This window comes from Rhodococcus sp. 14-1411-2a (genome assembly GCF_002259485.1).
In the GTDB taxonomy this organism is placed as follows: Bacteria; Actinomycetota; Actinomycetes; order Mycobacteriales; family Mycobacteriaceae; genus Rhodococcoides.
The window spans coordinates 613638-637509 of the sequence record NZ_NPGA01000015.1; the positions used below are offsets into that span (position 1 = coordinate 613638).

Here is a 23872-nt window from a genome sequence, read left to right on the forward strand (position 1 = left end):
TCAGTAGGGTGGTTGCATGGCGTTCGTGAACAGCCCTGGCGCATCGACCACGAAGAGGACCAGACTCAGTCCGCAGCAACGACGAGCGCAACTGATCGAGCTCGGCACCGAAATGCTCGCCGACCGCCCCCTCGAACAGATCTCCGTCGAGGACATCGCAGACCAAGCAGGCGTCTCTCGAGGTCTTCTGTTCCACTACTTCGCCTCCAAGCAGGAGTTCCACCTCGAAATCGTGCGTGAATCCTCGCGCGTCATGCTCGAGCGCACCGCACCCGATCCGTCGTTGCCACCGTACGAGATTCTGCGCGACTCCATCGCGAACTACGTCGATTACGTCACCGACAAGCGGCAGATGTACGTCTCGCTCCTGCGCGGCACACCCAGTGGCGACCCGCAGATGCGCGCGCTGTTCGAGGACACCCGCTCCGCCATGGCCGAGCGAACCGTCGCGCAACTCGGGGGACTCGACATCGAGGTCACCCCCACCATCGTGCTGGCCGTCCGCGGCTGGATCGCCTTCGTCGAGGAAACGACCATCAACTGGCTCACCGCGCCCGAACTGAGCCGCGACGAACTGATCGACCTCAACGTCAACGCTCTGCCCGCGGTAGCACTGGCTCCAGGAATGATCACCGCACTCCTGGGAACCGACGCCGACGCCTCAGCCTGACCGACGCCCGCCCCGGTTGGGATCAATGTCCCATTGTTGCAGTCTGACCGACTGAATCTCGCATTGATCCAGTAGATGGCCCCCGCCCGTCGCCCCGCACGCGTCGCCCCGCCCCGCACGCGTCAATGGACCCTTGCACTTCCCAGACGTATGCAGCGGTCCATTCACTCAGCCACTGACTCTGCGTGGATGGACCGTTGCACTGCTCAGACGCATGTGATGGTCCATTGACGCGGAGCGGGGAGCCCCGAAACGACAACAGCGGCCCACTTCCGAAGAAGTGGGCCGCTGTCGTTGTCGGATTTCTCTAGCCTTCGCCGACTGCGTTGAAGGCCTCGTCGATGATTTCGAGTTGCTCGACGGCGTGCACCTTGCTCGATCCCGACGACGGGGCGGACATTGCGCGACGCGAGATGCGCTTGATGCCGACCAGCTTCTCGGGGACGAGCTCGGGCAACGCGAGACCGAAGAACGGCCAGGCACCCTGGTTCGCAGGCTCTTCCTGAACCCAACGGAATTCCGTTGCATTCGGGTAGCTTTCGAGTGCTTCCCGGATGCGGCGGACCGGCACGGGGTAGAGCTGCTCGATGCGGACGATGGCGACGTCGTCGCGGTTGTCCTTCTGCTTGCGTGCGAGCAGCTCGTAGTAGAGCTTGCCGCTGACCATCAGAACTCGCTTGACCGCGCTGCGGTCACCGGTGCCGGTGTCGTAGGTGGGCTCGTCGAACACCGAGTGGAACTTGCCGTCGGTGAAGTCCTCGATGTTGCTCACCGCTGCCTTGTTGCGCAGCATCGACTTCGGGGTGAAGACGATCAGCGGGCGACGGATGCCGTCACGCGCGTGCCTGCGCAGCAGGTGGAAGTAGTTCGCGGGGGTCGAGGGGAGTGCGACGGTCATCGAGCCCTCGGCGCACAGCGTCAGGAAGCGTTCGATGCGTCCGGACGTGTGGTCGGGACCCTGGCCTTCGTGGCCGTGCGGCAGCAGCAGCACGACGTCGGAGAGCTGACCCCACTTGGCTTCACCGGACGAGATGAACTCGTCGATGATGGACTGCGCGCCGTTGACGAAGTCGCCGAACTGCGCTTCCCACATCACCAGTGCGTCCGGGTTACCCACGGAGTAGCCGTACTCGAAGCCGACTGCGGCGAACTCGCTGAGGGCGGAGTCGTAGACCATGAACTTGCCGGGGTTGTCACTGCCGATGTTCTGCAGCGGGGTGTACTCGGCACCGGTCTTGCGGTCGATGATCACCGAGTGACGCTGGGTGAACGTGCCGCGTCGGGTGTCCTGGCCGGAGAAGCGGATGTTGCGTCCCTCGTCCACCAGCGATCCGAGCGCCAGCAGCTCGCCGAAGGCCCAGTCGACCTTGCCCTCGTGCGCCATCTCGCGACGCTTCTCGAGCACCGGCTTGACGCGCGGGTGGACGTTGAATCCGTCGGGAACGTCGAGGTGCGCATCGCCGATGCGGTGCAGCACTGCCTTGTCGACGGCCGTGGTGAGCTTGGCAGGCAACTGCTGGTCGAGTTCGACCGATTCGCTGGGCTCCGGGGTGTACTTCTCGAGTTCGCGTACCTCGTTGAAGACGCGTTCGAGCTGGCCCTGGTAGTCGCGAAGTGCATCCTCGGCTTCCTTGAGCGAGATGTCTCCACGGCCGATGAGCGATTCGGTGTAGCTCTTGCGGACGCTGCGCTTGGTGTCGATCACGTCGTACATCGCCGGCTGCGTCATCGAGGGGTCGTCGCCCTCGTTGTGGCCGCGACGGCGGTAGCAGATCATGTCGATGACGACGTCCTTGTGGAACTTCTGACGGAAGTCCACCGCCAGCTGAGCCACCCAGGCGCAGGCCTCGGGGTCGTCGCCGTTGACGTGGAAGATCGGCGCGGCGATCATCTTCGCCACATCGGTGCAGTACTCGGACGAACGCGAGAACTCCGGTGACGTGGTGAAGCCGACCTGGTTGTTGACGACGATGTGCACGGTGCCGCCGGTGCGGTAGCCCCGCAGATCGGACAGGTTCAGCGTCTCGGCGACGACGCCCTGGCCTGCGAATGCCGCGTCTCCGTGCAGCATCAGCGGCAGAACGGAGTAACCGCCCTGGCCGGTGCCCTTGTCCAGTAGGTCCTGCTTGGCGCGGACGAGGCCTTCGAGAACCGGGTCGACGGCTTCGAGGTGCGACGGGTTCGCGGTGAGCGAGACCTTGATGTCGTTGTCACCGAACATCTGGATGTACGTGCCCTCGGCACCGAGGTGGTACTTCACGTCGCCGGAGCCGTGTGCGGCGGCCGGGTTCATGTTGCCCTCGAACTCGGTGAAGATCTTCGAGTAGGGCTTGCCGACGATGTTGGCGAGCACGTTGAGGCGACCGCGGTGCGGCATACCGATGACGACCTCGTCGAGGGCGTACTCGGCGCTCTGGTCGATGACGGAGTCCATCATCGGGATGACCGACTCTGCACCTTCGAGCGAGAAGCGCTTCTGCCCGACGTACTTGGTCTGCAGGAACGTCTCGAACGCCTCGGCTGCGTTGAGCTTGCTCAGAATGTACTTCTGTTGCGCCACAGTCGGTTTGACGTGCTTGGCCTCGACGCGTTCCTGCAGCCAGGTGACCTGCTCGGTCTCGAGGATGTGGGTGTACTCGACGCCCACGTGGCGGCAGTACGAGTCGCGCAGAACGCTGAGCACGTCCCGCAGCTTCATCTTGTCCTTGCCGTGGAATCCACCGACCTTGAATTCGCGGTCGAGATCCCACAGCGTGAGGTCGTGGCTGATCACGTCGAGGTCCGGATGCATCCGGAACTTGTCCTTGGTGAACTGCAGCGGATCGGTGTCGGCCATCAGGTGACCGCGGTTGCGGTACGCCGCGATGAGCTCGAGCACGCGGGTGTTCTTGTCGACCGTGCCCTCGGGCAGATCCTTGCGCCAGCGAATGGGCTCGTAGGGGATCTTCAGCGAGTGGAACAGCTCGTCGTAGAACTCGTCGCTGATCAGCAGGTTGTGGATCGTCTTGAGGAAGTCACCCGACTCCGCACCCTGAATGATGCGGTGGTCGTACGTCGAGGTCAGCGTCATGAGCTTGCCGACGCCGAACTCGGCGAGACGCTCGTCGCTGGCTCCCTGGAACTCTGCCGGGTACTCCATGGCACCGGCACCGATGATGGCTCCCTGGCCGTTCATCAGACGCGGCACCGAGTGCACGGTTCCGATTCCACCGGGGTTGGTCAGCGAGATGGTGACGCCCTGGAAGTCCTCACCGGTGAGCTTGCCGTCGCGAGCGCGACGCACGATGTCCTCGTACGCGTTGTAGAACTGCGTGAACGTGAAGTCCTGCGTGTTCTTGATGGCAGCGACGACGAGGGAACGGTTGCCGTCCTTGCCGGGCAGGTCGATGGCGAGACCGAGGTTGATCGCGGCCGGAGTGACGGCGTTCGGCTTGCCGTCGACCTCGGCGAAGTGGCGGTTCATGTTCGGGAACGCCTTGACGGCCTGCACGATGGCGTAGCCGAGCAGGTGTGTGAACGAGATCTTGCCGCCGCGGGTACGAGCGAGATGGTTGTTGATGACGAGGCGGTTGTCGACCATGAGCTTGGCCGGAATCGCACGCACGCTGGTCGCGGTGGGAATCTGCAACGAGGCGGACATGTTCTTCGCCACCGCGGCAGCAGCGCCGCGCAGAATCTTGCTCGACTCTTCACCGAACTCGGCTGCGGCGGGCTTCGCGGGAGCGGACTTGGCCGGCGCTGCCTTCTTCTCGGCAGGCTTGGCAGCAGCGGCAGGCTTCGCGGCCTCGGCCTTGGGAGCGGCGGCTTTCGGAGCGGCCTTGGGTGCTGCGGCCTTCGGCGCGTCGGTCTTGTCGGGAGCAGAGGCGGCCGGCTTGGCTGGTGGCGCTGGTGCTGCGGGAGGCGCGGACTTGGTCGAGCTACCGTTCGAGGCTGCGCCGTTACCGGCAGCACCGTTGGATCCGGCGGTCTCGTCGGTTGCTGCCTCGGGGTCGTAACCGGTCAGAAACTCGTGCCAGCTCGCGTCGACGGATGAAGGGTCCTGCTTGAATCGCTGGTACATCTCGTCGACCAGCCATTGGTTTTGTCCGAATTGGGTAGTAGAGCTGCTGCTCACGGCAGTAGTTCGCCTCGTTTCTGTCTTCGTTCCCGTTCAGCGCGCGTACGTGTCCAGGCTAGACCGTTGGTCCAGCTCACGTGCGTCCGGGACGTAGCTGTGATATGTACTCACCGGTAACCATCGGCCTCGTTGTCGATGACACCTTCGATTATCGAATTATTCCCTCGGTTCGTTTCGGCTGCAGTCCACAACTGTGCGTAGAAGCCGCCCTGCGTGCGAAGCTCCGAATGTCGACCTACTTCCACGATACGGCCGCCGTCGACCACCACGATCAGATCTGCCCGCGCGGCGGTCGCCAAGCGGTGCGCGACGACCACCGCCGTGCGGGTCCGCGCGACGGCACTGCCGGCTGCGAGCACGATGCGTTCGGTCGCGGGATCGAGCGTGGCGGTGGCCTCGTCGAGGAGCAGCAGGTCGGGGTCGACCAGCTCGGCCCTGGCCAGTGCGATCAGCTGTCGCTGACCTGCGGACAGCCCTTGGCCGCGCTCACCGACGGGTTGGTGCATACCGCCGCGAAGTGCGGCGATGGTGCTCAGAGCACCCACCGAGCGTGCCGCGTTCTCGATGTCGGTGCGGCTGGCATCGGGTCTGCCGTAGGCGATGTTCGACGCCACGGTTCCGGTGAACAGGTGCGCTTCCTGCGGTACGACGCCGAGTCGGTGGCGGTAGTCCGAGAGGCGATAGTCGCGTAGATCGTGGCCGCCGACCCGCACCGATCCGGAGGTCGGATCGTAGAAGCGGGCCAGCAGTTTCACCACTGTGGATTTGCCCGCGCCGGTGCGTCCGACCAAGGCGACGGTGGTACCGGCGGGGATGGTGAGATTTACCTCACTCAGGGCGTCGGAGTGAGCCCCGGCATACCGGAAACCGACATCGACGAGTTCTATGTCGGCGCGCAGGCGTCCGCCGGGAAGTGCGGTGGTGTTCGCGTCGGCGGAGGTTTCGATCGAGCTCGTGGTGCGCAGGAGATCCCCGATGCGGCCCACTCCGACGCGTGCCTGCTGGTAACCGTCGAACACCTGCGAGAGCTGCTGGATGGGTCCGAAGAGCAGCCCGAGATAGAGCACGAACGCCACGAGGGTGCCCGCTGTGGTGGTGCCGGTGGCGATCTGATGCGCGCCGACGAACACGACGACGGCGAGGGCGATGTCGGAGAGCAACGTGATGAGGGGGAAGAACACCGAGATCGCGGTCTGCGATCGCATTCGACTCGCGCGGTAGCGGTCGGAGCGTTCGGCGAATCGGGATGCGGCGTACTCCTCGCGCCGGTAGGCCTGTGCCGCGCGCAGGCCGGTGACGTTCTCTTGGAAATCGGCGTTGACGATCGAGATTCGCTCGCGGGACGTCGAGTACGCCGCCGAGGAGATGCGCCGGAAGATCACGGTGGCCACGGCAAGCGGTGGCACGACAGCCAGCGCCACCAGCCCGAGAGTGGGGTCGGTGACGAGCAGAGCGGCGGCGATACCGACGACGGTCAACACACTCACCACGGCCGTCGATGCCCCGGTCTGAATGAACGACGACAGTGCGTCGACGTCGGTGGTCATGCGGGTCATGATGCGGCCCGACAGCTCACGTTCGTAGTAGTCGAGGCCGAGCCGCTGAATGTGTGCGTAGCTGCGGACACGGAGTCCGAAGAGCACTCGCTCACCCGCCCGCGCGGTGATCACCGTCGTCCAGCAGACGACGAACCAACTCGCCGCTGCCAACACGACGCCGATCGAGGTGGCGATCCACAGGGTGTTCGAGTCTCCACTCGCCACTCCGTTGTCCACCGCGTAGCGAACGAGCGAGGGGAAGGCGATCGAGGCCAGTGAGTCCAGCGCGAGAAGCACCACCACGACGGCGAGCAACGAGCGCACGGGGCTCAGCAGTCTCGACAGCCGGAACTCCGGGTCGGGTCGACGCAGCTGGGATCCGGATGTGCCCGGATCCTCGGTCGCAGGCGGCAGGGCCGCGACTGCCCGGGATATGGCGGGTGTGGGTGCGAGCGAGCCGAAAGCCCCGGCCATCGCAGTTCCGTGACCACCGCCGCCTCCGGGCGCGGGTGTCGAGACTGCGCCGGGCTCGACCGTCGACTCCGGATCCGTGTCCGGCCAGAGCGTGTCGGCGAAGGGGTCGACGGTCGGCTCCGCACCGGGATCGTCGTTCTCCTCGCCGTCTCCACCGGCCAGGAGGGCCCGGAACAACGGACAACGCCGATCGAGTTCGTCGACGGTTCCGGTGTCGATGATGCGGCCGTTGTCGAGCACGGCGACGCGATCGGCCAGGGTCAGGGTCGAGCGGCGATGAGCGAGAACGAGGGTCGCGCGCGTCCGGACGCCACGCAACGCGTCGAAGATGGCGGCCTCGGTCTCGGCGTCCACTGCCGAGGTGGCGTCGTCGAGGATCAGAATTCGCGGCTCGACGAGAAGAGCACGGGCCAGTGCGATGCGTTGGCGCTGGCCGCCGGACAGGGTGAGTCCGCGTTCGCCGACGAGGCTGTCGTATCCCTCGGGCAGCGCGTCGATGAAGGTCGATGCCTGTGCCAGCCGCGCCGCATGCTCGATCTCCTCCGCTGTGGCGTCGGGCCTGCCGAGGGCGATGTTGGCGGCGATGGTGTCCGAGAAGAGGAACGGCTCGTCGAACACGAGCGAGACCGCCTCGCGGAGCGACGTCGAGTCGAGGTCGTCGATATCGAACGACGTTCCGTCGGATGTCAGCGCAATCTGTCCCTCGGAGGGGCGATAGAAGCGGGGGAGCAGCAGGGCGAGAGCGGTCTTTCCCGAGCCCGCGTGGCCGACGACGGCCACCGTCTCACCCGGCGAGATGGTCAGATTCAGGCCGGTCAGCACATCGCGTTCGGGCTCGAACCCGAAGGTCACCTCGGAGATGCGGACTCCGAGCGGGCCGTCGGGCAATGCGACGGGGGCGGCCGGTTCCGGGTCGGACGGCTGGGTATCGACCACCTCGTAGACGCGCTCGACGGCCGCGCGGGAGAGCTGAGCCATGATCACCACCGACGAGACGGTGCGGGTCACGGCGGACAGGGTTGCGACGTAGGTGGCGAAGGCCAGGAACGTGCCGATCGTGATGTGGCCCTGCAGGGCCAGATAGCCGCCCAGGGCGATGACTCCGACGAGTCCGAGTTGCGGAATGGTGGCCAGCGACGGTGCGAACCGCGAGTTGATCTTCGCCGATCGCATGCGCTCGGCGAAGAGCGTGCGACCGAGCGTCTCGATGCGATCCACCGCACGGGCTTCCTGGCCGAAGCCCTTGACGACTCGAACGCCGGTGACGGTTTCCTCGACGTGCTGAGCCAGATCGGCGGCGCGTTGTTGCGCCGACCAGGTGGCCGCGAAGAGAGTGGGCCGCATTCGGTAGACCACGACGCTGACCGCAGGAACGATGAGTATCGCGACAACGGTGAGCAGCGGCGACAGATACGCCATCACTGCCAGCGCCAGTACGAACTGCAGGACGGCTCCCGCGGACAGCGGCACCATGGCCAGCAGACCCTGCACGAGTTGCAGGTCGGTGATCGATCTCGACACGACCTGGCCGGTGCGGATCTCGTCCTGCTTTCGACCGTCGAGCCGCTGCAGCGACGCGAGCAGGTCCAGGCGCAGATCGTGCTGAACGTCGATCGAGAGCCGGCCGGCGAGCATGCGTCGACCGAATTGGCATGCGAACCGGACCAGACCCAACAGTGCGATGGCGGCGGCGACGGTGGCGATCTTCTCGCCGTTTCCTGCGGTCGCGTCGTCGATCGCCACTCGGGTCAGCAGCGGGAACGAAATGTCGATCACGGCCGCGATCATCGTCACGCCCAGGGCTCCCAGTGCGGTACGGCGATGCAGCATGCACTGCGCGATCAGACGTCTGATCCATCCACGCCGGGTACCCGACGACGGTTCTTCGCTGCCGAGTGTCGACGAGCTGCGTCGGGGTGCCGCTGCACGGTCTTTCACCGCATTACTGTGTGCCATCGATTCACCACGGTAGACCCGGGCACCGACAGCGTCGGACTGCGAATGTGGGGACCGGTTGTATGGGTCGTTCCGCAGGCTCCACTCCCGCCGCAGACCTCAGCCGATGTCGCGGGTTCGAGCCAGGAACCAGCCGACGCCGACGAGGATCGCCGCCCACAGCGCGAGTCCGAGCGGTGCCCACGGCCACGACGCCAGGTCGCCTGCGCCGTCGAGTTGAGTCGCTGCCATCGTCGGCAGGGTCAGGTTCGACGGAAGCGCCACGGCGACCGATCCGAGCCCGACTCCGAACAGGATCAGCGAGAGCAGACCCTCGCCGAAGGGCAGCCAGGCAACGAGCACGACCGCAGCCCACGTCGGGGATTTGAGCAGCAGACCGAGGCCTGCGCCGATCAGCGACCACAGCACGACGGCGAGGAGACACGACGCCACCACGCCGATGAACGCGCCGTCGAGCAGTACGGTCCGCTCGTTGAAGATCAGCAGGCAGATCAGGCTGGCCAACAGCACCACCAGCCCGTATCCGAGGCCGAACAGCGCAGTGACGATGAGTTTGGCGGCGATCACTCCGTCTCGGCCACGAGCGGTGAGGAAGCTGGTGGTGATGGTCTGGTGGCGGAATTCGGTTCCGGTGTTGACGGCACCGAAGATGCCTGCGAACAGAATTGCGGCACCGGCGGCGACGTACAGGCCGATCGAGGCGACCCCGCCCGAGATATCCAGGTCTTCCTCGAACTCGCCCAACTGGTTCGCGATCACCGACGTGATGACGGAAGCGAAGATTCCGACGACGAGCGGTGCGATCGCCAGCGCCCACCAGAATTTCAGTGTCGTGACCTTGCGGATCTCCGACGTCAGCAACGCGTTCATCGCGGACCCCCGTTCCAGTTCTGCGGCGCACCGTAACCGGGCGGCGGGCCGTAGCCCTGGTGGTGACCCGGCGGCGGGCCGTAACCATGCGGCGGCCCGCCGTACGGATTCTGCTGAACGGGTGCAGCGTTGTACTGACCCGCGGTCATCGACAGGAACACCTGCTCGAGGTCGACGTGTTCACCGGTGGTCCCGAAAATCGTCACCTGGGCGTCGGCAGCGATGCGAGCGATCGTTGCCGCGTCGGTACCGGCGACGCCGATGCGTCCGTCGGGCAGCAGTTGGCTGTCGTTGAATCCATTCGATGCCAACGCCAAAGCCAATGCCGCGGGGTCCGATGCGGCCACGAGTACACGGCTCGGACGCGTCGATCGCAGTTGCGCGATGGATCCCTGGTAGACGAGTGCACCGGCGCTGACGATCACCAGATTGTCGACGGTCTGCTCGATCTCGCGCAGGATGTGACTCGACACCAGCACGGTGCGTCCCGACGCGGCGAATGCCTTCAGGAAGTCGCGCAGCCAGGCGATGCCCTCGGGGTCGAGACCGTTCGCGGGTTCGTCGAGCACGAGGATTTCCGGATCCCCCAGCAGCGCGGTCGCCAGCGTGAGGCGTTGACGCATGCCGAGGGAGAAGCCGCCTGCGGCGCGGTCGGCAACGTCACCGAGGCCGACGAGTCGCAGCACGTCGAGGGCGCGGCTGTCGGGTACGCCGATCGCGGCGGTGTAGATCTTCAGGTGATGGGCAGCGCTGCGCTTGGGGTGCACGCTCAACGAGTCGAGGACGGCCCCCACCGTGCGGGCCGGGTGTTCGGTCGTGCGGAACGGCGCGCCGTTGACGAGGCCGATGCCCGAGGTGGGTGCAACGAGCCCGAGGAGCATGCGCAGCGTCGTCGACTTACCCGAGCCGTTGGGGCCGAGGAATCCGGTGACGGTGCCGCGCGGGACGACGAAGCTCAGATCCGACACTGCGCGAACGGTGCCGAACTGCTTGGTCAGCGCCTGCGCCTCGAGCGCTGCTCCCGGATAGCTGGTCATCTGCGCGCAATCCCCCTGGCCGTTGGTCACCTCGTGTACCGGCTGCTCGCGGCAACCGGTACCCGAGGCTACGGGGTGCGCCCGACATCGCCCTCGAGAGCGCCGTCTTCGGTCAGCGATGCAGCGCGGCGGCGACCTCTCTGTACGTCTCGACCGGATCGGCCAGGTCGGGTAGCGAGTGCAGTGTCACGTGCGACGCACCCGCGTCGAGGTGCTCGTTCAACCGTGCTGCGATCGCGTCGGCGGTGCCGTGCGCCACCAACGCGTCGATCAGTCGGTCGCTGCCGCCGTCGCCGATCTCCTCGTCGGAGTAGCCGAGTCGGTTCAGGTTGTTGGTGTAGTTCCGCAGGTGCAGGTACGGGTTGTTGACCGGTGGTCGGCCGATCGAGCGCGCCTTCTCCGGATCCGACTCGAGGACCACCTTGTGCTCGGGTGCCAGAATTTTGTTCGGGCCCAATGCTTCTCGCGCATCTCGGGTGTGCTCGGGGGTCGTCAGGTACGGATGCGCACCCGCGGTGCGGTCGGCTGCCAGCGCGAGCACCCTCGGTCCGAGGGCTGCCAGGACGCGTCGTTCCACCGGAACTCCGGCCTCGTCGAGAGCGTCGAGGTAGGCCACCAAGGCGTCGTACGGCTTGGTGTATTCCTGCGTCGCCTCCGGGTGGCCTGCACCGATCCCGAGCACGAAACGGCCCGGGTGCTTGCTCTCCAACCGGTGATACGACGCGGCGACGTCGGCCGCTGCGTCCGACCAGATGTTGACGATGCCGGTGGCGACGACGACCGTCTCGGTGGCGTCGAGGATCTCTTCGGTGGTGGTCAGATCCGCAGGCGGTGAGCCGCCGAGCCAGATCGTGCCGTAGCCGAAGGATTCGATCGCGCGCGACAGTTCAGGGGTGAACGCCGAATGCAGTCGCCAGACGCCGTACTTGCCGAGTTCAGGTGTGGAAGTCATATCGGGTTCAACGCCGTCCTCGCGTGATGATTCCGCGGATGCCCCATCGATTCAGGCATCCGGCTCGATGATGCGGTTCTCCGGGAACCGGGCAGGCGGAGGACCGAATGCGTCGCGGGCGTTCTTGATGACGCCCTTGCCGACGGCGCGGTTTCCCGCCCCGCCGATCGCCGCGCCGATTCCGGCGGGAAGCAACTTGCCGACCAACAACGCACTGCGTTTGGCGAGGTACTTGGTGATGAACTTCTTCACCAAGGACTTGTTCATGCTGGTCATCGATCCACCGGGAATTCGGGACGTGATCAGCGGTCCCCAGTTCTTGGCAGTCTTCCCGACGGTTCGCTGCACGATCTGCATGCCCGATTCGCCCAGCGCGACCGAGAGCACCAGGGCGCGTCGCTGTTGGTGATTCTCGACGGGAATGCCGTGGACGGCCGCGACCGACAGTGTCAGCAATGCCGAGGACTCGATGAAGAACGCGGTTTCGGCGCCCACCGCCGCGATCGAGGCGACGGTTCCGACGCCGGGGATCGCCGCCGCACCGCCCACCGCGGAGCCGCTGCCGGTGACGGCGAGCAGAAATCGCTTCTCGAGCCGTTCGATGATCTGCGCCGGGGTGTCGTACGGGTGTGCTCGACGCACGTGCGCGACGTATTTGTCGACGGCGGGTCCCTGGAGGCGGCTGGCGTTGTCGAGGATGTTGACGAGCGCGCGTTCGAGCTTGCCTCCGTTCGAGACCTCGACCTGTGCGTCGTCCTTCTTGCCTGCCATCGATGTCTCTTTCGGTCGCGAGTGTGGTTGCCGGTCGAACCTGGGGTTCAACGCACCCAGTGATCGGGCGGAACGAGTTCGTCGGGCTTCGGCGGCGGGGGAGCGGTGCCGTCGCCGAAGGGTGATCCGCCCAGGGCTTCGCGGCCGTGGGGTTCGAGCCATCCGGTCAGGTCCGGTCCGTTCGGCACGATGCCCGACGGATTGATGTCGGTGTGCACCTCGTAGTAGTGCCGCTTGATGTGGTCGAAGTCGACGGTGTCGCCGAATCCGGGGGTCTGGAACAGGTCGCGTGCGTAGTTCCACAGCACCGGGATCTCGCTGAGCTTGCTGCGGTTGCACTTGAAGTGGCCGTGGTAGACGGGATCGAAGCGCACCAATGTGGTGAACAGGCGCACGTCGGCCTCGGTGATGTGGTCGCCGACCAGGTATCGCTGCGTGGACAGGCGTTCGACGAGCCAGTCGAGGCGGGCGAACAGTCGGTCGTAGGCCTTGTCGTACGCCTCCTGCGATCCGGCGAATCCGCAGCGGTAGACGCCGTTGTTGACGTCCTCGAACACCAGCTGGGCCACTTCGTCGATCTCGCTGCGCAGGGCCTCCGGGTACAGATCGGGTGCGCCGTCGCGGTGGTACTGCGTCCACTCGGTCGAGAAATCGAGGGTCATCTGCGGGTAGTCGTTGGTGACGACCTCACCGGAGGGAACGTCGACGATCGCGGGGACGGTGATGCCGCGCTCGTAATCGGGGAAGCGGGCGAAGAACGCGTCCTGAAGTCGAGGGATCTGCAGAACAGAGTCGACGCCGCCGGGCTCCTCCTGGAAGTTCCAACTCCGAGGATCATGGGTCGGACCCGGAATGCCGAGCGAGAGAACATCTTCGAGGCCGAGTAGCCGTCGGACGATGATGGATCGATGGGCCCACGGGCAGGCGCGCGCGGCGATCAGTCGGTACCGTCCCGGCTCTACCGGATACCCGTCCCGGCCGTCGGCGGTGATCCGCGTCGGGATGTAGTTGGTGTCGCGCTTGAATTCCTTGCCCGGTTCCACATATGCGGCATCGTCGGCCATGCTCTCGAACTCCTCACATCGATCGGTCTCATCTCGACGCTACCCAGTTCGGAGCCGGCTCAACCGGGTCACGGTCGGAGCGCTGCGGTGTGGCACGCGCCGATTTCCACATATCCCAGCCGCGCGGCGAGGCGTCGAGCAACGGCGTTCTCGGGTCGCGATCGCCACTGCGGAATCAGGCCGTCGTCGATGGCGTCGTTGGTGGCCAGCCTGCCGACCACCTGGGCGTGGCCCCGTCGGCGATGGTTCGGGTCGGTCAACACGCGCATGTCGGCCAGAATCAGTTGCTCCTCCGAGTAGCCGGCCGACGCGAGCGAATGGGCCGAGTCGGCGGGTCGGTCGTCGCCGAGCAGCGTGAACCAGTTCCGCGAGACCGGCTCGCCGAATGCTTCGGCGACGTCGGCGTCGCTGCAGTGCGCGGCGAGGTTGCGTGCGTGCTGCGCATCGTGGGAGATCAGCGGGTCGTGTACGTCGATGGTGTGGCCGATGTCCGAGCCGTACGCCAGCGTGTGGGTGCCGATCTCGTAGTGCGCCGAACGGTCGCCGAGCAGTGTCGTGATCCAGGTTCGGTCCGCGTTCGCCGGGCCGCTGATCGCGCGAGAGGCATCGACGGCCCAGGACGGTCCGACGATCACGGTGGTCTCGGCCAGTCGCAGCACGGTGACGTCGTCGGTGGCACCGACATGTTCGACGCGGTCGGCGTCGGTGTCGAGGGCTCGATCGTCCATCTGCAGGCGGCGACACCAGGCCAGACGGACGATGTCGAGTCGATGGGGATCGAAAGGGCGGGCATCGTGAGAGGGGAGATCCACGTCTGAAACCCTAGCCACCGGGGCGCTGAGCAACGTTCCGGTTTCACCGTCCAAAAGCAATCTTTCGAACTTTTTCGCCCCCGGTGTTTCGCTCGGCGCCGATAGATGGCAGACTCACTTTTGAGATTAGAGCTTCGACGTGAAGATCTAGCTCGCTTACAGAAGGTTTACAGAATGACGCAGGGCAGTGTGAAGTGGTTCAACGGCGAAAAGGGCTTCGGCTTCATCGAGCAGGATGGTGGCGGACCGGACGTTTTCGTTCATTACTCGGAGATTCAGGGTAGCGGCTTCAAGTCGCTCGACGAGGGCCAGCGCGTGGAGTTCGAGGTGGGCCAGGGTCAGAAGGGCCCCCAGGCTACCGGCGTCCGCGCCATCTGATTCAAGCTTCGTAACCCGATTTCTCCTGGTGGAGTGACCTTCTCGAAGTAATTTCCACCAGAAACTCGGTGACAGGGCCGGATACACGGAAGAAATTCCGAGTATCCGGCCTTCGTCTGTTCGAACGGGACATCGACTGTTGTCGGTGTCCTTTTTCTTCTGTATGTCCGGATAATTCCCAGGTCAGAGCATTGTCCGGATTGCCAATTGCAGATCTGTCGTTCTATATTCCAACTGGAATAATTCAGTTGGGACATTCAGATCTGAGGTGAGGTTCGATGCGAGGCGAGGCAGTGAACCCGCTGGGCGTCTCGGTTCTCGCCCTGTTGTCCGAGAGCCCGATGCATCCCTACGAGATGTATCAACTTCTGTTGGAGCGCAAAGAGGATCGGATCGTCAAGGTTCGACCCGGATCGCTCTATCACGCCGTTGCTCGCCTCCACGGACAGGCGCTGGTCGCCGAGGTCGGCACCGACCGCGGCGGCAACCGACCCGAACGCACCACGTACGAGATCACGCCCGCCGGCCGACGAGTTCTCGTCGCTCGCCTCGCCGAGATTCTCCGCACCCCGGTGCGTGAATATCCGCAGTTCACCCTCGGCCTATCCGAGATGCACAACCTGGCGGCGTCCGAGGCGATCGCGTTGCTCCGCGCACGCATCGAGGACCTCGAGGTGGAGATCGAGGAACTGTCCGGCTACCAGCGGTTGGCAGCCGACCGCAACATCTCCGAAATCTACTGGGCCGGAATCGATTACACGTACCACATGTTGTCCGCCGAAGTGAACTGGTTGACGAGTTACATCGCACGCGTCGACAGCGGCGAGCTGGCGTGGCCGCACGAGATATCCACACACCACACGACCCTGACGGATCCGAACCAGGAGAGCACATGAACGTCGTCGAGACCGCTCCGCCACAACGAGAGATCAAGCCCTGGCCCGCACTGTGGGCGCTGTGCCTGGGCTTCTTCATGATTCTGGTCGACACCACCATCGTGGCCGTCGCGCAGCCGGCGATCCTCACGGGCCTGAACACCGACATCAACAACGTCATCTGGGTGACCAGCGCGTATCTGCTGGCCTACGCGGTGCCGCTGCTCGTCACCGGGCGTCTCGGTGACAAGTTCGGTCCCCGAAATCTCTACATCGCCGGCCTCGTTCTGTTCACACTCGCGTCGGCCTGGTGTGGCCTCTCCGGGTCCATCGAGATGCTCATCGCAGCGCGTGCGGTCCAGGGTCTCGGTGCTGCGATGATCACCCCGCAGACGATGGCCGTGATCACCCGGGTGTTCCCCGCCGAGAAGCGCGGAACGGCAATGGGCGCGTGGGGTGCCGTCGCAGGTGTGGCGACACTCGTCGGCCCGATCCTCGGCGGCGTCCTGGTCGACTCCCTCGGCTGGGAGTGGATCTTCTTCATCAATCTGCCGGTCGGTGTTCTCGCAATCGTGTTGGCGCTGAGGTTCGTTCCCGTGCTACCCACCCATGATCACAAGTTCGATCTGCTCGGCGTGGCGTTGAGCGCCATCGGACTGTTCTGCATCGTGTTCGGCATTCAGGAAGGACAGAAGTACGACTGGGGAACGGGAATCTGGATCCTCATCGGCACCGGCCTGCTCGTCTTCGCCGGGTTCGTCTACTGGCAGGCGGTGAACAAGAGCGAACCGCTGGTCCCGTTGGCGCTCTTCCGTGAACGCAACTTCTCGCTCTCCAATATCGGTATCGCCGCAATGGGTTTCGCGATGTCCGGCATGATGCTGCCGATCATGTTCTACGCGCAGAGCGTCACCGGGCTCACCCCTACCCGTTCGGCACTGCTGTTCGTTCCGATGGCACTGCTGACCGGCATTCTCGCCCCCAACGTCGGCAAGCTCGTCGACAAGACGCATCCCCGTTACATTGCAGGATCGGGACTGTTCATCCTGGCCGCCTCGCTGCTGTGGTTCGCGTACGAGATGACGCCCACCACGGCGATCTGGAAGCTGCTTCTACCCATCGCGGCGATGGGTGTAGCGAACGCGTTGATCTGGTCTCCGTTGGCGGCCACCGCAACTCGCAACCTGCCGATGAGTCAGGCGGGCGCAGGTTCGGGTATCTACAACACCACCCGCATGATCGGCTCCGTGCTCGGTAGCGCCGGCATCGGCGCGCTCATCCAATCGCGCTTGGCCGCCGAACTGCCCGCCGATGGAACTGCTTCGGGGGCAAACGAATTCGCCGGCCGAGTGCCCGAGATGCTGCGGGACGGCTTCACCACAGCGATGGCGCAGTCGTTGATCCTGCCCGCCGCAGTGTTGATCGTCGGCATGATCGCGGTCTGCTTCTACGCCCGGCCTGCGTTCAAGTAACCCATGTGAGTGGAACCTCGACCCCTGCTACGAGGTTCCACTCACATGCGGCGCAGCCGCACTACAGCCCCAGATCGCGGCCGATCAGTTCCTTCATGATCTCGTTCGATCCGGCCCAGATCTTGGTCACGCGAGCGTCTTTCCACGCCCGAGCGGCGCGGTATTCGTTCATGAACCCGTAGCCGCCGTGTAGCTGGACGCAGTGGTCGAGGATTTCGTTCTGCACCTGCGAGCTCCACCACTTCGCCTTGGCGGCGTCGATGGCGGTCAGTTCACCGATCCCGTGTGCGGCGATGCAATTGTCGATGTACGCCTGTGCCACATCGAGTTTGGTGACGAGCTCGGCGAGCAGAAACTTGTTCCACTGCAGTGAGCCGATCTGCTGGCCGAATGCCTTGCGATCCTTGGCGTACTGCAGCGTCTCCTCGAGAATGGGACGGACGTGTCCGAGGTTGGCCACCGAGCAGCTGATCCGTTCCTGGGGGAGTAGCTGCATCATGTGGATGAAGCCGCCGTCGAACTCGCCGATCATGTTCGAGCTCGGGACGCGCACGTTCTCGAAGAACAGCTCGGCCGTGTCGGATTCGGGCTGACCGACCTTGTCGAGCTTGCGGCCGCGGGAGAATCCTTCGGTGCCGTTCTCGACGGCGAACAGCGTGATGCCCTTGGCCTTCTTCTCCGGCGTGGTGCGGGTGGCGACGATGACCAGGTCTGCGGAGTTGCCGTTGGTGATGAACGTCTTCGAACCGTTGATGATGAAGTCGTCTCCGTCCTTGACGGCAGTGGTCTTCAGCGCGGCCAGGTCGGAGCCACCGGACGGTTCGGTCATCGCGATCGCCGTGAGAATCTCGCCGCTGCAGAAGCCGGGCAGCCAGCGTTTCTTCTGCTCTTCGGTGGTGAGCTTGACCAAGTAGGGCGCGACGATGTCCACGTGGATACCGAAGCACGACGCCACCGCGGCGCTCGAGCGGGCGAGTTCCTCGGCGAGGACGGCGTTGAATCGGTAGTCCTCGGCTCCGCTGCCGCCGTATTCTTCCGGTACTTCCAGTCCCAGGAAGCCGTTGCGTCCGGCCTCGAGCCAGATCTCGCGGTCGATGTATCGCTGCTCGACGAGCTTTTCCTCGACCGGTGTGATGGTCCGGGTGACGAATTCGCGTACCGACGCGCGGAAGTCCTCGTGATCGGCCTCGAACAAGCTGCGCTTCATCTATCTGTTCCTCTCGGTAACGGTGAGTTATCAGCGAACAATACTCGTTGGTAACAACCGTCCCGGACCGGTGTGGCACTATGCGAACCATGGCTGACGCACCCACTTCGCTCGTTCGATCGACCACCGCGGCAGGCGCCGAGCTCGCCGTCCTCACCTTCGACCACGGTCCGCTCAACCTGTTCGATCAGGCCATGTTCGACGCGGTTGCCGCGAACGTTGCCGATCTCGTCGCGCGACCTCCGCGGGCGGTGTTGTTGCGCGCCGAGGGCAAGGTGAACTCTGCGGGCGTCGACGTGCACGTCTTCGATGGTCTGTCCGCTGCGCAGGGTGCCGATCTGTGGCGTGGATTGTTCGCACAGATCGCCCATCCGCTCGAGGCGCTGCCCTGCCCGGTGATCTACGCCGCGCACGGTTTGACGCTCACGGCGGCGTTCGAGATCTCGCTGGCGTGCGACATCATTCTCGCCGGCCCCAAGGCCAAGTTCGGTTTGGTCGAGACCGTCGTCGGTCTGACACCGTCGATGGGCGGACCGCAGCGCCTCGCCGAGCGGGCCGGTTCGGGTCGAGCTCGCGAGCTCGTCATGACCGGTGATCTGTACGACGCGCAGACGCTGAAGGAGTGGGGCGTGGTCAATCAGATCCACGACGACGTCGATGCCGCGGCGCTCGCGCTGACGCATCGACTGGCCGACGGCCCCACCGTCGCGCATGCGGCCACGAAACAGATTGTGGCAGCGTGGCGTTCGGGCGGCGTGGCCCATGCGGACGAGATCACCTCGGAGGTCTCCGGCGCACTGTTCGAGACCGAGGATCTGCGGGGTGCGGTGAAGAGCTTCCTCGAGGTCGGTCCGGGGAAGGCTACGTACACGGGCAAGTAGCATCGGGTGAGTGAGTACCGATCAGCTGGCCGAACTGCACCTGCACATCGAAGGGTCGCTCGAACCTCCGCTGATATTCGATCTTGCCGAGCGCAACGGATTGTCGCTGCCGTACAACGACATCGATGAACTGCGGGCGAAATACGAGTTCAGCGACCTGCAGTCGTTCCTGGATCTGTACTACGCGAACATGGCCGTGCTGCGCACTGCCGAGGATTTCGCCGATCTCGCCCGGGCCTACTTCCGCCGCACCGCGCAGGCCGGGGTGACGCACGCGGAGATCTTCTTCGATCCGCAGGCGCACACCGAGCGCGGTGTCCCGCTCGCGGCTGTCGTCGAGGGATTGGCCGACGCATGCGCATCCAGCGAGCGCGAATTCGGTGTCTCCAGTGGGTTGATCGCGTCGATCCTGCGGGACAAGCCCGTGCTGCATGCCAATCAGCTGTTGGACGATCTGTTGGCCATGCAGGCCCCGATCATCGGTCTCGGCCTCGATTCCGCAGAGGTGGGCTACCCGCCATCGCTGTTCGTCGACGTGTTCGCCAAGGCCCGCGCCGAGGGTCTGCACGTCGTCGCCCACGCCGGTGAGGAAGGTCCACCCGACTACATCTGGCAGGCATTGGATCTGCTGAAGGTCGAGCGCATCGACCACGGGGTGCGGTGCCTCGAAGACGAGGCGCTGGTGAATCGTCTTGTCGAGGAACAGATTCCGCTCACGGTATGCCCGCTGTCCAACGTCCGGCTCAAGGTGATCGACGATGTAGAGCAGCTGCCGCTGCGACAGATGCTCGAGCGGGGCCTGTCGGTGTCGATCAACTCGGACGATCCCGCCTACTTCGGCGGCTACGTCGACGACAATTTCGCTGCCCTCCAAGCAGGTATGGGGCTGACCGCGCAGGAGCGAAACGTGTTGGCCGAGAATTCGATCCGCGCGAGTTTCGCGACTGTCCAGATCAGTCGGCGGTGACCGAGATCCTGGGGTAGCCGGTCGCTCCGTCGGGAACGGTGTCTGCGGTCCTGTTGGTCTGCAGTTCTCCTGCGGAGTTGGTGGCGCGGGCGCGGATCGAATGCTGCCCCGCGGGTAGGTCGAGCTCGACCGTCCATTGCCGCCAGGTGTCCTTGGAGTACTCCTCCGACAGCGTGGCCGGTACCCAGTTGCCCTCGTCCACTTGCACTTCCACGCCGTCGATTCCGGTATGCTGGTCCCACGCCACTCCGGCGATCACCGTCTGCCCGGCCGGCACGGAACTGCCCGATCGCGGGGTGTCGATCCGCGAGGCCGTCTTGATCGGTCCGCGTTCGCCCCAACCTCGGTCGGTCCAGTACGCCGTCGCGCGGTCGAAGCGGGTGATCTCGATGTCGGTGACCCACTTGGTCGCCGAGACGTATCCGTACAGGCCGGGGACGACGAGCCGGGCCGGGTAGCCGTGCTCGACGGGCAGCGGTGCACCGTTCATTCCGACGGCCAGGAGGGCGTCGCGGCCGTCGAGCAGCACCTCGAGGGGAGTGCCCGCGGTGAAGGCATCGCTGCTCGACGACAGGGCCATGTCGGCGTCGGGGGAGATGCCTGCCTCTTCGAGAATGTCCTTGAGCGGGTAGCCGATCCACGTCGCATTGCCCACGAGGTCGCCGCCGACGATATTGGACACGCAGGTCAACGTGACCGTCTTCTCCACTGCCTGGCGCTCGGCGAGGTCGGCGAACGTCAGCTCGATCTCGCGGTCGACCATGCCGTGGATGCGCAGCGACCAGTCCTCGGACGCCACGCGCGGCACGACCAACGCGGTGTCGATGCGGTAGAAGTCGTCGTTCGGGGTGATGTACGACGCGAGGCCGTCGATCTGTAGGTCCGCCCCGGCCGGTATCGGGGGTTGCGGCGTCGGTGTGGGCAGCATGAAGCCGAGTCGATCGGCGGTGACGGCGCGGGCGGAGGTGAGCATCCGTCCGGCTGTTCCGGCGACGACGCCAAGCACCGCGGCACCGGCGGCGAGAGAGAGGAAGCTGCGTCGATTCATTCCCTCGGTCGCAGGCGCGGCGGCACCGATGAGGGCGTGCAGCACGACGATGCCGACGATGACGCCGCCGATGGTCGGGACTGCGTAGAGGGCCGTCGCGTCGGGTCGGGTCACTGCCGCGAGTACGCCCACGACGCCCAGTGCGGCGAACACCACGGCACCGATCGGCTTGCGGGCGATGCCTGCCGCCGCGGCGATCGCTCCGATCACCACTGCCATGCCGATGAACAGGGCGAGCTTGTCGGAGGTGCCGAACGTGTCGATGGCCCATTCACGGATCGGGGCCGGACTGTTGTCGACGGCCGAGGACCCGACGGCGGTCAGCGGTGACGAGTTGGGTCCGATGGGTACGGCGATCAATTCACCGACGCCGAGGACCACCCCGGCGGCGACGATGCCGGACAGCGCGCGTTTTCCTGTGCTCACTCGTTCCAATGTAAGCGTGCGGGGAGTGGCTGCGCGCACGGGACACTCCACTCGACCCGTTGGCCTGGGGAAACCCACTCGACGGTCGCAGGAGTGGAGCAAAAATTGCGCGCAGCGCTACACCGGTCGGCCGCTCAGGACAGCAGACGCTCGAGGTATCTGCTGCCGAACAGCTTCATCGGGTCCATCGCATCCCGAACACGCAGGAAGTCGTCGAAGTGTTCGTAGGTATCGCGCAGCTCGTCGCCGTCGAGGGAATGCAGTTTGCCCCAGTGTGGCCTGCCGCCGACGCTGCGGCAGATGGCCTCGACGGCGTCGAAGTACTCGCGGTGATCTCGCCGGTGGTACTGGTGCACGGCGATGTAGGCCGTCGGGCGTCCGTACGCGGTGGAGAGCCAGATGTCGTCGGGGGCGGCGAAGCGCACTTCGACGGGAAACGCGATGGAGTGCGTAGACCGCCCGAGCCAGCGATCCACCTCGCGCAGCACCCCGCCGATCTCGGCTGCAGGCACGGCATATTCCATCTCGACGAACTTGACGGTCCGCGACGACGAGAACACCCGGTACGAACGATTGGTGTACTCACGGGCCGACAGCGCCCGGGCCGACACCGAGTTGAGGCGCGGAATCAGGGCAGGCACCCGCGTCACCACACGGTTGAGGCCCTCGAACACCGTGTTGGACAGCAATTCGTCGTCGAGATACGACCGCACCTTTCCCAGCGGACGCAGCGCAGCGTCGCCGGGCAGGCGGGTGTTGCGTTTGGTCAGCACCCGGTCGGTGTGCGGAAACCAGTAGAACTCGAAATGGTCGACGCCTGCCACGATCGCATCGAGATCGGCGAGCGTCGCCCGGAGCGTCGACGGCTCCTCGACGGCCCGGAGGACGAAGGCCGGAACGCATTCGAGCGTGACTCGGGTGATCACGCCGAGCGCACCGAGCCCGACGCGGGCCGCGTCGAACAGTTCCGTGTTCTCCTCGCGAGAGCACCGAACGAGCCGGCCGTCCGAGGTCATCAGCTCCAGCGCGTACACCTGAGTCGCGATGCCGCCGAAGCGGGCTCCGGTTCCGTGAGTGCCCGTGGAGATGGCTCCGGCAATCGATTGTTCGTCGATGTCGCCGAGGTTGGTCATGGCCAGGCCGAGGTCCCACAACCGCGCGGTCAGATCGCGCAGCCGAGTGCCTGCGAGCACAGTCACCCGGGCGGAACCGTCGTCCTCGCGCACCACCGATTCGATCCCGCGCAGCGAATCCAGGCTGATCTGAACGCCGTCGGTGACCGCGATCGGAGTGAACGAGTGGCCCGCTCCGACGCACCGCACCGTCCGAGATCGTTCGACGGCATCCCGCAGAATCGCACGCAACTCGTCCACCGATGAAGGCTCGGCTCGATGCACCGGATACGCATGCTGGTTGCCCGCCCAGTTCTGCCACGACCGCTCGATCATCGAATCACTATCGCACTGCTCGAACCGAAGGTCGTTCCGCAGGCTCCACTGCTGCAACCTCCAGGTCATTCCGCAGGCTCCACTGCTGCAACCTCCAGGTCATTCCGCAGGCTCCACTGCTGCAACCTCCAGGTCATTCCGCAGGCTCCACTCCCGTGGGTCAATCGGAGGCACAGAACTCGTCTGCGCCCTAGGATCGGGTGATGCAATCGAGGCTGCCCGCTGATGTGCGGCGCGCACAACTGGTGCAGTCTGCGATCGATGTCGCGGAGCGGGTCGGCATCGAGTCTCTGACCGTGCGTGCTCTCTCTGAGCACGCCGACGTCACCAAGGGCATCGTGCAGTACCACTTCGAGACCAAGCAGGATCTGGTGATCGCGATGGGGGAGCACCTCATCGTCGACGTCACCGAGATTCTGCATGCCGCGTTGGAAAGCGCGGTGGGCACGCGCGAACTCCCGGGTGTCCGAGGTCTGCGCGAGCTGGTGCACGGCGGTCTGAGCGCGGTGTGGTTGCTGATCGAGAAGTCACCGGGTCGGCAGTTGCTCGCGTACGAGATCAAGACCTACTTGCTGCGCCATCGTGCGCTCGGGTCCGCCACGGCCGCCGAGATCGCCAGTGGGCAGTACCGAATCCGGGACTCCGAGGCCCGGTTGTTCTTCGAGAAGTGTTCCGCCCACACCGGGACGCGATGGCTGGAGCCGGTGGCGTCGATCGCGCGTTTCGGGATGGCCACCCTCGACGGCCTCGTGCTGCGATGGTTGGTCGACGGCGACGATCTCGAGGTGCTGGCGCAGATCGACGACCTGTCGGGTCTGATAGCGGCCAAGGCTCAGGACCGCTGAATGCTCGCCGGGACTTCTCGGCTGTGGAGTGTTTGACTGTTCGGACCTGGCAACGACAAAGGAA

18 protein-coding genes are annotated in these 23872 nt (G+C 65.1%); 7 read left to right on the forward strand and 11 right to left on the reverse strand.

All coding sequences use genetic code 11. The features are described from left to right. Positions 1-16 precede the first annotated feature (16 nt). Positions 17-670 (forward strand): TetR/AcrR family transcriptional regulator, encoded by a 654-nt coding sequence (locus tag CH291_RS16660; RefSeq protein WP_094688039.1) that lies wholly within the window; start codon positions 17-19, stop codon positions 668-670. A gap of 307 nt (positions 671-977) precedes the next feature. Here CH291_RS16660 and CH291_RS16665 read toward each other — a convergent pair whose 3' ends face one another. The 8 genes from CH291_RS16665 to CH291_RS16700 all read right to left on the reverse strand — a co-directional run bounded on the left by CH291_RS16665 (position 978) and on the right by CH291_RS16700 (position 14261). Next, complete coding sequence (locus tag CH291_RS16665) at positions 978-4784, reverse strand: multifunctional oxoglutarate decarboxylase/oxoglutarate dehydrogenase thiamine pyrophosphate-binding subunit/dihydrolipoyllysine-residue succinyltransferase subunit (RefSeq protein WP_094641319.1); 3807 nt, start codon at positions 4782-4784, stop codon at positions 978-980. Positions 4785-4894: 110 nt separating this feature from the next. Beyond that, positions 4895-8755 (reverse strand): ABC transporter ATP-binding protein, encoded by a 3861-nt coding sequence (locus CH291_RS16670; protein WP_373455137.1) that lies wholly within the window; start codon positions 8753-8755, stop codon positions 4895-4897. 99 nt (positions 8756-8854) lie between these two features. Continuing rightward, positions 8855-9625, reverse strand: coding sequence for an ABC transporter permease (locus tag CH291_RS16675; RefSeq protein WP_037190341.1), 771 nt, complete (start codon positions 9623-9625; stop codon positions 8855-8857). Then, positions 9622-10662 (reverse strand): ABC transporter ATP-binding protein, encoded by a 1041-nt coding sequence (locus CH291_RS16680; RefSeq protein WP_094688040.1) that lies wholly within the window; start codon positions 10660-10662, stop codon positions 9622-9624. The genes CH291_RS16675 and CH291_RS16680 overlap by 4 nt, the downstream gene beginning before the upstream one ends. A gap of 112 nt (positions 10663-10774) precedes the next feature. Further along, complete coding sequence (locus tag CH291_RS16685) at positions 10775-11614, reverse strand: LLM class F420-dependent oxidoreductase (protein WP_068053203.1); 840 nt, start codon at positions 11612-11614, stop codon at positions 10775-10777. A 51-nt stretch (positions 11615-11665) separates the two neighbouring features. Then, positions 11666-12385 carry a hypothetical protein gene (locus CH291_RS16690; protein WP_094668546.1) on the reverse strand — a complete coding sequence of 240 codons (720 nt, stop codon included), beginning with the start codon at positions 12383-12385 and terminating at the stop codon, positions 11666-11668. 47 nt (positions 12386-12432) lie between these two features. After that, complete coding sequence (locus CH291_RS16695; protein ID WP_179276571.1) at positions 12433-13449, reverse strand: glutathione S-transferase family protein; 1017 nt, start codon at positions 13447-13449, stop codon at positions 12433-12435. A 68-nt stretch (positions 13450-13517) separates the two neighbouring features. Further along, positions 13518-14261 carry a GNAT family N-acetyltransferase gene (locus tag CH291_RS16700; RefSeq protein WP_143545933.1) on the reverse strand — a complete coding sequence of 248 codons (744 nt, stop codon included), beginning with the start codon at positions 14259-14261 and terminating at the stop codon, positions 13518-13520. Positions 14262-14435: 174 nt separating this feature from the next. Here CH291_RS16700 and CH291_RS16705 point away from each other — a divergent pair, with 174 nt between their 5' ends. The 3 genes from CH291_RS16705 to CH291_RS16715 all read left to right on the forward strand — a co-directional run bounded on the left by CH291_RS16705 (position 14436) and on the right by CH291_RS16715 (position 16986). After that, entirely contained in the window at positions 14436-14639 is a 204-nt protein-coding gene (locus tag CH291_RS16705) for a cold-shock protein (protein ID WP_008714360.1), read from the forward strand. A gap of 278 nt (positions 14640-14917) precedes the next feature. Further along, a complete protein-coding gene (locus CH291_RS16710) occupies positions 14918-15535 on the forward strand; it encodes a PadR family transcriptional regulator (RefSeq protein ID WP_094688042.1) in 618 nt (205 codons plus the stop codon). Then, on the forward strand, positions 15532-16986 hold the full coding sequence (locus CH291_RS16715) for a DHA2 family efflux MFS transporter permease subunit (protein ID WP_094688043.1): 1455 nt from the start codon (positions 15532-15534) through the stop codon (positions 16984-16986). The genes CH291_RS16710 and CH291_RS16715 overlap by 4 nt, the downstream gene beginning before the upstream one ends. 61 nt (positions 16987-17047) lie before the next feature. Here the strand turns inward: CH291_RS16715 and CH291_RS16720 are convergent, their stop codons facing one another. Continuing rightward, on the reverse strand, positions 17048-18193 hold the full coding sequence (locus CH291_RS16720) for an acyl-CoA dehydrogenase family protein (RefSeq protein WP_032396497.1): 1146 nt from the start codon (positions 18191-18193) through the stop codon (positions 17048-17050). Between the two features lie 89 nt (positions 18194-18282). On the opposite strand from CH291_RS16720, the gene CH291_RS16725 reads away from it, so the two are divergent. Continuing rightward, positions 18283-19074: an enoyl-CoA hydratase/isomerase family protein gene (locus CH291_RS16725; RefSeq protein WP_068053232.1), complete on the forward strand. Its 792-nt coding sequence runs from the start codon at positions 18283-18285 to the stop codon at positions 19072-19074. A gap of 10 nt (positions 19075-19084) precedes the next feature. Then, positions 19085-20041, forward strand: a complete 957-nt coding sequence (locus CH291_RS16730) for an adenosine deaminase (protein ID WP_094688044.1) — start codon at positions 19085-19087, stop codon at positions 20039-20041. Here CH291_RS16730 and CH291_RS16735 read toward each other — a convergent pair. After that, complete coding sequence (locus tag CH291_RS16735; protein WP_094688045.1) at positions 20028-21515, reverse strand: molybdopterin-dependent oxidoreductase; 1488 nt, start codon at positions 21513-21515, stop codon at positions 20028-20030. The genes CH291_RS16730 and CH291_RS16735 overlap by 14 nt on opposite strands. Positions 21516-21649: 134 nt before the next feature. Continuing rightward, a complete protein-coding gene (locus CH291_RS16740) occupies positions 21650-22963 on the reverse strand; it encodes a D-arabinono-1,4-lactone oxidase (protein ID WP_094688046.1) in 1314 nt (437 codons plus the stop codon). Positions 22964-23166: 203 nt separating this feature from the next. Here CH291_RS16740 and CH291_RS16745 point away from each other — a divergent pair, with 203 nt between their 5' ends. Next, positions 23167-23808, forward strand: a complete 642-nt coding sequence (locus CH291_RS16745) for a TetR/AcrR family transcriptional regulator (protein WP_094688047.1) — start codon at positions 23167-23169, stop codon at positions 23806-23808. Positions 23809-23872 lie beyond the last annotated feature (64 nt).